This window comes from Clostridium sp. KLE 1755, assembly GCF_000466465.2.
Taxonomy (GTDB): Bacteria; Bacillota; Clostridia; order Lachnospirales; family Lachnospiraceae; genus Eisenbergiella; species Eisenbergiella porci.
In genome coordinates this window covers 18,360-27,640 of sequence record NZ_KE992734.1, presented here as the reverse complement: position 1 = coordinate 27,640, position 9,281 = coordinate 18,360, and the positions used below count along the sequence as shown (strand labels likewise).

Genomic DNA, 9,281 nt, shown 5'->3' with positions numbered 1-9,281 from the left:
GATGGAATTGTCAAGTGTTTTGGCAAAAAAAGTGGGGGATTTTAATAAAAAGGGAGTCTGAAAGCCTTAATTTTACTGGCTTAGAGATTCCGAGAGACTATTATTGTAAAAGGAGGAGAATGGGGGTTGATTTATGTATCTGTAATTGGTATAATTACAGATGTAAACTGTTAATTAATATGTTACAGATAAAAATTATCAATATGGGAAAAGAATATAGATTTTTTGTGTGATAGTGAAGGAAGTGGCTGGTTGGGGGAATACTTTTGTTGGAGAGTTTGACAGGGAGAGTTATGACGGGGTTTTAGTGGAAAAGATAAGAGAATGCTTTTACATAATATTTTAGGAGGTTTGGTGGAATGAAGGGGTATATCGGGACTTATGAGGGTGTGGGGAGTATTGGGATTTATGGGTTTGAGATGGATGTCAGGTCGGGGGAGATGTCAGGCGGGGAGTTGGTGTGCGAGGCGCCGGATGCAAAGTTCCTGGCGTTGGAGGATGGAGTGCTGGCGGCTCCGGTGAAGAGGGGGGAGCAGGCGGGAATTTTGCTGGCGGATGTGAGGGGAAGGAATGGAAGCGGAAGCCCGGAAGGGGAGAAGGAGGAGGTTTTGACGGAGAGGGTTGCTTCCTGTTATGTGGGAATGGATGGGGGGCGGCTGTTTTCGGCGAATTTTCATGAGGGGACGGTGTCTGTTTACAGGATTGAGGGATTGAAGGCAGTCCTGGAAAAAAGGATTTTAATCGGGGAAGGAGCCGGATGTCATCAGGTTTTGTTTTCAGGGCGGAGGATGCTGGTTCCGTGTATGGAATTGGATGAGATTCGGGTGTTTGAGCGGGATGGGGTTTTTGCGGAGGCGGGCAGGATTCGGCTTCCGGAAGGGTGCGGGCCGCGGCATGGTGTGTGTGACAGGGAAGGAAAACGGCTTTTTATTGTGGGACAGAAGAATAACAGGCTTTATTGTTTTCATATGATGAAGGATGGGAAATTCAGGGAAGCGTGGAATCTGGGGCTTCTTGACGGAACGGAGGAAAGCGGGAATGAGGCGGCGGCCATACGGCTGTCGGCGGATGAAAGGTTCCTTTATGTAAGTGTCAGGGGAGCGGATATTGTTGTGGTAGTTTCTCTGGAGGAAGGGACTGGGAAGGTGGTGCAGAGGAAGGAGTGCGGAGGCAGGCATCCAAGGGATTTGGTGCTGGCGGCGGACGGCAGGTTTCTGATAACGGCAAACAGGGATTCAAGGGATTTGGTAAGCTTTCCTGTGGATCAGGGGAGCGGACGGATCGGAGAGGAGTGCGGACGGGTACGGACGGGAAGAGCTGTTTGTATTGCGTTGGAGGAATAGGCTGGCAGAGTACCGAAATGGCTGTACCGGAAAAAGGGCAGTAATGATTTGCGGAGTATGGATTTTTTAATAGTTTGTAAATTCATATTGCTGCGGACTTAAATATAGAAAAAATAGTATGCACATAAAAAGAAAGGAAAGAAGAGATGGGAACATTTGATATTGGTATGATAGGACTTGCAGTAATGGGAAGGAGCCTGGCGCTTAATATGGCGGATAAGGGGTTCCGGGTAGCCGGCTATAACAGGAGCCGGGAGGTGACGGAAGCGATGGTGAAGGAATATCCTCATGATAATTTTACGCCTTTTTATGATTTAAGGGAGTTTGTGGAGGCGCTGGCGCGGCCGAGAAAGGTGATGCTGATGATCAAGGCCGGAGGGGCCGTGGATGCGGTAATCGGCCAGCTGACGGAGCTTCTGGAGGAAGGGGATATTATCCTGGACGGGGGAAATTCCTTTTTTGAGGATACCAGAAGGCGTTATGAGGCGCTGAAGGAAAAGGGAATCCGTTATTTCGGCGTGGGAATTTCCGGCGGTGAGGAAGGGGCCAGGCGCGGTCCGTCCATTATGCCCGGCGGTGAGAAGGAAGCGTATGAACAGATCCGGCCTGTGCTGGAAAAAATAGCGGCTTATGCCGAGGGCGAGCCGTGCTGTACCTATATCGGACCGGACGGCGCAGGGCATTATGTAAAAATGGTACACAATGGAATTGAGTATGCGGATATGCAGCTGATTGCTGAGGCATATATTCTCCTGAAGTCGGTGGCTGGCTATACCAATGCTGAGCTGGGCGATATATTTGAGGAATGGAACCAGGGAGAGCTGAAGAGCTACCTGATTGGGATTACGGCTGATATTTTCAGGGAAAAGGATGATTTTGAAGCGGGAGAGCTGCTGGATTACATTGTGGACAGTGCGGCCCAAAAGGGTACGGGACGCTGGGCGAGCATAGAATCCATGAAGCAGGGCGTGGATATTTCCATGATTACGGCCGCCTGCAACGCCAGGATCCTGTCCAATCATACAGAGCTGAGAAAAAAAGCGGCGGGTCTGCTTTCCGGGCCGGAGCCTGTGAAGGCGGAGAACAGGGAACTTTTCAAAAATCAGGTAAGGGATGCGCTGTATGCGGCCAAAATCGCGGCCTATGCCCAGGGCTTTGATCTGATGCGCGATGCTTCGAAGAAATATGGCTGGAACCTTGATTTAGGGAAAATCGCATCCATTTTCAGGGCGGGATGTATTATCCAGGCCGTATTTTTGAATGATATTACTGAGGCTTACCGGAAAAATCCGGAGCTGGATAATCTGATGCTGGATGAATTTTTCAGGAGCCGTCTGGAGGAGTGCCAGGGTGGGCTACGTCATGCGGCGGCGGAGGGCATCCGCAGCGGTCTGCCGCTTCCGGCAATGACTGAAGCGCTCTCTTATTTCGATGCCTTCAGAGGCGGATATACCGGAGCCAACCTGATTCAGGCGCAGAGGGACTGCTTTGGGGCCCATACGTTTGAACGTACGGACCGGGAAGGCACGTTTCATCATGATTGGGGGAAAAGAAATTGAAAAAAACAATTACTATTTTCGGCGGGACCGGAGATCTGACCTTCAGAAAGCTGCTTCCGGCCATGTATAATATGCATGTGACAGGGGGCGAGGGAGCTGGGTATGATATTGTAATCATCGGCAGGAGAGACTATACCTCCGGAGAATACCGGCAGATCGCAAGGGATTGGGTGAAGCAGTTTTCCAGGCTGCCCTTTACGGAAGAGAAATATAAAGATTTTTCAGAGAAAATAGAGTATTACCGGATGGATTTTTCGGATCCGGCAGCCTATGAGGGTTTGGAGAATTATTATAAGGAAAGGGGGCTGAGTGAGCATATTTTTTACTTTGCGGTGGCGCCGCGGTTTTTCAGTACGATTGCGGAAGGGCTGGACGGGATCCATGAGGCAGGAAAGGGCAAGGTGATTCTGGAAAAACCTTTCGGGGAAGATCTTGAGTCGGCAAAGGAGCTGAGCAGGCGGCTGGAGGAGATTTTTGCGCCGGATCGGATTTACCGTATCGACCATTATCTGGGAAAAGAAATGGTCCGCAACATGCAGATCATCCGCTTCACCAATCCGGTTTTTGCAAACAACTGGAACAGGGACGCGGTCAGCTGCATCCAGATTTCGGCCATGGAGGATGTGGGCGTGGAAAACAGGGCCGGTTATTATGATACCAGCGGCGCGATGAAGGATATGGTGCAGAACCATCTGCTTCAGATACTTTCCATTGTGGCCATGGAACGTCCGGCTTCTTTTAAGGGAGAGGATCTGCATGAGGAACAGCTGAAGGTGCTGAAGGCGCTTCGGCCGGCATCCGGGGAAACCATACGGGATATGCTCGTACTGGGGCAGTATGAAGGCTATCGGGAGGAAAAGGGGGTAAAGCCCGACTCCACCACGGAGACCTATGCTGCACTGCGGCTGTTCGTTGACAATGAACGCTGGCAGGACGTCCCCTTTTATATCCGTACAGGGAAAAAGCTGGGACGCAGGGAGATGGAGGTAGCCGTGATTTTCCGGCAGACGGAAGAAAATGGCGAAAACAACGTGCTTCTCATTAAAATCCAGCCCATGGAGGGCGTTTACTTTCAGTTCAATATCAAACGCCCCGGGGAATCCGAGGAAGTCATCCAGACAAAAATGGACTTCTGCCAAAGCTGCGTCGTGGAAAACCGCATCAATACTCCCGAAGCCTATGAACGCCTTCTGGGCGCCTGTATGCGCGGCGAACGCTCCTGGTTCTCCCAGTGGGATCAAATCGAGGCAGGCTGGCGTTATGTGAGCGGAATGAAGCGGATTTACCAGGAAGAAAACCTTCCCATTGTCACATACGCACAGGGAACCTCCGGCCCGGAGGCCGCAGACCAAATGCTGAATACGATGGGGCATTCCTGGTTTGGCCAGGATGATTAAAAGGAAAAACTGGATTTAATCATCGCGAAAGCAAAAGTATTCGCCAGTGAAATTCCGGTAACGGATTATAACGTTAAGGTTGCGTAGTAAAATAACCGATCAGACAATTATCTGGTCGGTTATTTTCATGTCAGTAGAACATCGTAGTCTTACGCACAGATTCAAATCCATTCTGGTAAAATACTATTTTTTCAAATTCTTATTTTTGCTACCCAAGTTGAAAGGGCAGATATCCCTGCATTTATGACAGTATATTTCCCAATTCCTGGTATCCTCATTATCTCCGAAGGCATTATCCCAACATACCTGCTGGTTAAGTTCTGCTTTTTCAAGCGCGTTATGGGGGCAGGCTTCCACACACAGGTTACAGTCGTTACAGATTTTTTCAAGGACAGGATCCTCCGCCAGTTCCGCCTCCGTAAGAACTGCACCCAGCCAGACCATGCTTCCGAATTCAGGCGTTATAAGCAGGGAATGCCTTCCTATGGTTCCCAGTCCCGCAGCCTGCGCGGCATGCTTCTGGGAAACAATGGAACGCCAACGCCCTGTTTTATCATCCCACTGGCTTTCATTCGTAGGAACAGGAACTGCTAAAAACCCCATTTTTTCCAGTTCAATACATAAATCCAGGGCAATGGCGTCCATTTTAGCGGTAATGGAGTTCCTCACCCTTGTGTAAGGGACCGCAGTCCTGCACGCCAGGGTACCCGCCGGAAACCTGCATGCAAAAGAAATCACTGAATTGCATGAAGGCAGCACATCCCGGGGATGATACCCTTCCGGCGCATCCTCAAACCTTTCCATTCCCGCGATTTTACACAAATCCGCTCCCAGGGAAATTACAATTTTTTTAATATCATCACTACTCATTCCGTCCCCTCCATAAGTGGTTCCCGTAAGCAATACCCGCCTACCCCAACTGTTACGTTTCCATATTCCCACTTTAATTTCATATGTCCGGGCTGTCAAGCCAAAGCGGAAGCAGGCCGATAAATACCGGGAAACAGGCGGGTAGACAGCAAGATTAACTAAGCGGCTTATAGACCCAAACTTTCCCCGAAAAATTCTTTTCATTTTTCCTAAAAGCTGATAGAATAAAATTATAATCAGCTGGTTTGGGCTGTATAAAACAGGAAGGGCGGACGTTTATGTTATGAAAAAATTTGATGTGACAGCACTTGGAGAGCTTTTGATTGACTTTACCGACAATGGAAAGAGCGCTCAGGGAAATACACTGTTTGAGGCGAATCCGGGCGGGGCACCCTGCAACGTACTGGCGATGCTGAATAAATGCGGACACCCCACCGCTTTTGTAGGAAAAGTGGGAAAAGATATATTTGGCCTGAAGCTGAAGGCAACGCTGGAGGAAGTGGGAATCAATACTTCAAACCTGATTGTGGACGAGAATGCACGGACAACCCTGGCTTTCGTACAGACCTTTGAGGATGGGGACAGGGATTTTTCCTTTTTCCGCAATCCCGGTGCAGATATGATGCTTACGGCGGATGAGGTGAATGAGGAGCTTATCAGGGAATCCCGTATTTTCCATTTTGGAACGCTTTCCATGACTCACGACGGTGTGCGGGAGGCGACCAAAAGGGCCATTGCGGTGGCAAAGGAAAGCGGAGCCGTGATTTCCTTTGATCCGAATTTAAGACCTCCTCTGTGGAAGTCTCTGGAGGATGCCAGAGTTCAGGTGGCGTATGGGCTGGGACAGTGTGACGTGCTGAAGATTTCCGATAATGAAATCCAGTGGTTTACCGGGGAAGAGGATTTTGATGCGGGAATTGCCAGGCTCCGTGAGCAGTACCAGATTCCGCTGATTCTTCTTTCCATGGGAAGGGACGGCAGCAGGGCTTATTATAAGGATTTGAAGGTGGATGTAGCGCCATTCCTGCAGGAAAGCACGATTGAAACAACAGGAGCAGGGGATACCTTCGGCGGAAGCTGTCTCCACTACATACTGAAATACGGCCTTGATAAGCTGGATGAAGAAAAGCTGAAGGAAATGCTTACCTTCGCCAACGCGGCGGCGTCCATTGTTACCACCAGGAAGGGTGCGCTTCGCGTAATGCCTGAAGTGGAGGAAGTGGAAAGCTTTATCCAGTCCAGAAAGTAGCAGATACATTTTTTATGAAAGCAGCGCAGGTGTTGGATTGCCGTTTAAGGCACGCCGGGAAAACACCTGCGAACTTTCTGTGCCCGCAGGGCGGTACGGACCGGACAGGGGGAGAAGGAACTTCTGGACGGTGGTTTGATTACCCGAAGATACGATGAGGAGGATATCATGGAAGCTTATAGTGTGTTTAAGGATTTGGCGATTATCATAGTAGCGGCAAAGGTTTTTGCGATCCTGGCAAGAAAATGCAAGGCGCCCCAGGTAGTGGGTGAAATTGTGGCAGGACTTCTTTTGGGGCCAAGTCTCCTTGGACTGGTGCAGCAGTCGGAATTTATTCTGCAGATGGCAGAAATCGGCGTTATACTCCTCATGTTTTCAGCAGGACTTGGCACCAACCTGCGTGAGCTGATGAAAACAGGACCGATAGCGCTGTTGATAGCCACCTGCGGCGTAGGCATTCCATTGATCGGCGGCGCGCTGTTGTATATGTGCTTTTACGGATTTATGCCCTGGGGATCGGAGGACTTTTATAAAGCGGTGTTCATGGGCGTAATTCTCACCGCAACTTCGGTCAGCATTACCGTGGAATCACTGAAGGAAATGGGCAAGCTGAAGGGGAAGGTGGGAACCACAATCCTGAGCGCGGCGATAATCGACGATGTTATCGGCATCATTGTCCTGACCTTTGTTATCGGTTTTAAAAATCCCGAATCCAATCCCGGAACGGTAGTCATGGACACGGTTCTGTTTTTCCTGTTTGCCATTGGTGTTGGCTTCGTATGCTATATTGTATTTAAATGGATGGATAAAAGATATCCCCATACGAGAAGAATTCCCATCATGGGCCTGGCTCTCTGCTTTGCCATGGCATATATTGCGGAAAAATATTTTGGGATTGCGGACATCACAGGCGCCTATGTGGCAGGACTGATCCTCTGCTCCATTCAGGATTCCGACTATATTGCCCGTAAGATGGATATCAATTCCTATATGATATTCGGGCCTATTTTCTTCGTCAGCATCGGTCTGAAAACAGATATCGGCGACATGAATATGTCCATTCTTCTTTTTGCCGTATGTTTTGTTCTGGTGGGGCTGCTTACCAAGATCGTGGGCTGCGGCCTGATGGCAAAGGCCTGCCGTTTCAATGCAGCGGATTCCCTGAAAATCGGCGTGGGTATGATGACCAGAGGAGAGGTTGCCCTGATTGTTGCGCAGAAGGGGTTGAACGTGGGGCTGCTTAATCCCGTATACTTTACGGCGGTCATCCTTTTGATTGTATTTTCCTCTATCCTTACGCCTATTATCCTGAAGGTTCTTTACTCAAAGGATAAAATGCCCCAGGATCCGGAATCAGCACTGGTTTCTTAGGAGGACTGAATGCTTTTTAACTCATACGTTTTTATTTTTCTGTTTCTGCCCCTCGCACTGGCGGGCTGGATGATTCTTAACAAATGCAGACAATATAAGCTGGCACAGGGATATCTGATTGGGATGTCCCTGTGGTTTTATGCTTATTTTAACGTCAGCTTCCTGTGGGTGATAGCCGGAAGCTGTCTCTTTAATTATGGGCTCAGCCTGATACTTTCAAAAAAAGATACCCCGAAAATGAGGAAAACGTTGATGCTCCTTGGCTGCCTCGGCAATCTGGGGGCGCTGGGATATTTTAAATACTGTAATTTTTTCCTGGAAAATATCAATGCGTTGTTCCGTGCCGGTTTCCAGATGAAGAACATCCTTCTTCCGCTGGGAATCAGCTTTTTTACGTTCCAGCAGCTTTCCTTCCTCATTGACAGGTGCCGGGGGGAAGCGCCCCATTATGGGCTGCTGGATTATCTGAGCTTTGTCACATTTTTCCCGTCCCTTATTTCCGGACCGATTGTGCTGCACGCGGCGACGGTTTCCCAGTTCCGTGATATTTCACGCAGGCATTTTGATGAGGAAAGCTTTGCAAAGGGCGTTATGCAGTTTACCATGGGCCTTGGGAAAAAAGTGCTTCTGGCCGACACGCTCATGCTGGCCGTGAATTACGGCTATGAAAATATCGGTTCCCTGGACACTGTTTCAGCCCTTTTGACGGCCTGCTTCTATACGCTGGAGCTTTATTTCGACTTCAGCGGCTATTCGGACATGGCCATCGGTGTGGGAAAAATGTTCCGTATTACAATCCCGGAAAATTTCAATTCTCCCTATAAGGCGGTGTCGGTCAAGGATTTCTGGAAAAGATGGCATATTACCCTCAGCTCCTTTTTACAGACCTATATCTATTTTCCTCTGGGAGGAAGCCGCAGGGGAAAGGCCAGGACTATCGTAAACACCCTTATCACCTTTCTGATCAGCGGCCTGTGGCACGGTGCCAACTGGACCTTCGTGTTCTGGGGGGTGCTTCACGGGATCGGCGTTGCCTTTAACAGCCTGAAGCTCTTTTCCATCAAAAAGAAATGGCTCTGCCGCCTCTTTACTTTTTCCTACGTGTGCATGGCCTTTGTATTTTTCCGGGCGGACAGCCTGGCGGACGGCTTTCACCTGCTGGGCCGCATCCTGTCCTTCCAGTACAACGGAAGCCTGGTGAACCTGGCCGCCGCCATGGAGCCGTCGGAAGTCTATATCGTTACCAAAGCGCTTTCCATGATGGCCCCCGGCCTGATAAGCCTGGTCCAGATCGGTATGATGCTGCTTATCACTATAATATCCGCAGTGGTCCTCACCCGCAGCACGGCGCAGCAGATTACAGAACAGAAAAAAATAACCGGCAGGTTTACGGTTGCCCTGGCATTTTTATTTGCCTGGTCGGTCATTTCCTTATCCGGGGTAAGCTCCTTTGTTTATTTCAATTTTTAAACCCGCCGCTGTTGCGGCAGGG

At 49.5% G+C, this 9,281-nt stretch carries 8 protein-coding genes; 7 read left to right on the top strand and 1 reads right to left on the bottom strand.

Annotated features, from left to right (window positions below):
• The 4 genes from HMPREF1548_RS30600 to zwf all read left to right on the top strand — a co-directional run.
• The coding region (locus tag HMPREF1548_RS30600) for a hypothetical protein (protein ID WP_021637815.1) at nucleotides 1-233 on the top strand (233 nt) is incomplete at its 5' end.
• Nucleotides 234-359: 126 nt separating this feature from the next.
• Nucleotides 360-1,343, top strand: coding sequence for a lactonase family protein (locus tag HMPREF1548_RS17870; protein ID WP_021637814.1), 984 nt, complete (start codon nucleotides 360-362; stop codon nucleotides 1,341-1,343).
• 146 nt (nucleotides 1,344-1,489) lie between these two features.
• A complete protein-coding gene (gene gnd / locus HMPREF1548_RS17865) occupies nucleotides 1,490-2,902 on the top strand; it encodes an NADP-dependent phosphogluconate dehydrogenase (protein WP_021637813.1) in 1,413 nt (470 codons plus the stop codon).
• Entirely contained in the window at nucleotides 2,899-4,299 is a 1,401-nt protein-coding gene (zwf, locus tag HMPREF1548_RS17860) for a glucose-6-phosphate dehydrogenase (RefSeq protein ID WP_035322762.1), read from the top strand. Before gnd ends, zwf begins: the two co-directional genes overlap by 4 nt.
• A 183-nt stretch (nucleotides 4,300-4,482) precedes the next feature.
• Here zwf and HMPREF1548_RS17855 read toward each other — a convergent pair whose 3' ends face one another.
• A complete protein-coding gene (locus tag HMPREF1548_RS17855; protein ID WP_035322753.1) occupies nucleotides 4,483-5,169 on the bottom strand; it encodes a 4Fe-4S binding protein in 687 nt (228 codons plus the stop codon).
• A 283-nt stretch (nucleotides 5,170-5,452) separates the two neighbouring features.
• Here HMPREF1548_RS17855 and HMPREF1548_RS17850 point away from each other — a divergent pair, with 283 nt between their 5' ends.
• The 3 genes from HMPREF1548_RS17850 to HMPREF1548_RS17840 all read left to right on the top strand — a co-directional run bounded on the left by HMPREF1548_RS17850 (nucleotide 5,453) and on the right by HMPREF1548_RS17840 (nucleotide 9,259).
• The gene (locus HMPREF1548_RS17850) at nucleotides 5,453-6,418 is read left to right on the top strand and encodes a carbohydrate kinase family protein (RefSeq protein ID WP_021637810.1); all 966 of its coding nucleotides are present in this window, start codon (nucleotides 5,453-5,455) and stop codon (nucleotides 6,416-6,418) included.
• Nucleotides 6,419-6,586: 168 nt separating this feature from the next.
• Nucleotides 6,587-7,789, top strand: a complete 1,203-nt coding sequence (locus HMPREF1548_RS17845) for a cation:proton antiporter (protein WP_021637808.1) — start codon at nucleotides 6,587-6,589, stop codon at nucleotides 7,787-7,789.
• Between the two features lie 9 nt (nucleotides 7,790-7,798).
• Nucleotides 7,799-9,259 (top strand): MBOAT family O-acyltransferase, encoded by a 1,461-nt coding sequence (locus tag HMPREF1548_RS17840; RefSeq protein WP_021637807.1) that lies wholly within the window; start codon nucleotides 7,799-7,801, stop codon nucleotides 9,257-9,259.
• Nucleotides 9,260-9,281 lie beyond the last annotated feature (22 nt).

What these genes read in the sequence shown, in the direction of transcription:
- HMPREF1548_RS17850 (WP_021637810.1), top strand. Translation starts at nt 5,453, where the DNA reads ATGAAAAAATTTGATGTGACAGCACTTGGAGAGCTTTTGATTGACTTT.
- HMPREF1548_RS17855 (WP_035322753.1), bottom strand. Translation starts at nt 5,169, where the DNA reads ATGAGTAGTGATGATATTAAAAAAATTGTAATTTCCCTGGGAGCGGAT.
- HMPREF1548_RS17840 (WP_021637807.1), top strand. Translation starts at nt 7,799, where the DNA reads ATGCTTTTTAACTCATACGTTTTTATTTTTCTGTTTCTGCCCCTCGCA.
- HMPREF1548_RS17845 (WP_021637808.1), top strand. Translation starts at nt 6,587, where the DNA reads ATGGAAGCTTATAGTGTGTTTAAGGATTTGGCGATTATCATAGTAGCG.
- gnd (WP_021637813.1), top strand. Translation starts at nt 1,490, where the DNA reads ATGGGAACATTTGATATTGGTATGATAGGACTTGCAGTAATGGGAAGG.
- HMPREF1548_RS17870 (WP_021637814.1), top strand. Translation starts at nt 360, where the DNA reads ATGAAGGGGTATATCGGGACTTATGAGGGTGTGGGGAGTATTGGGATT.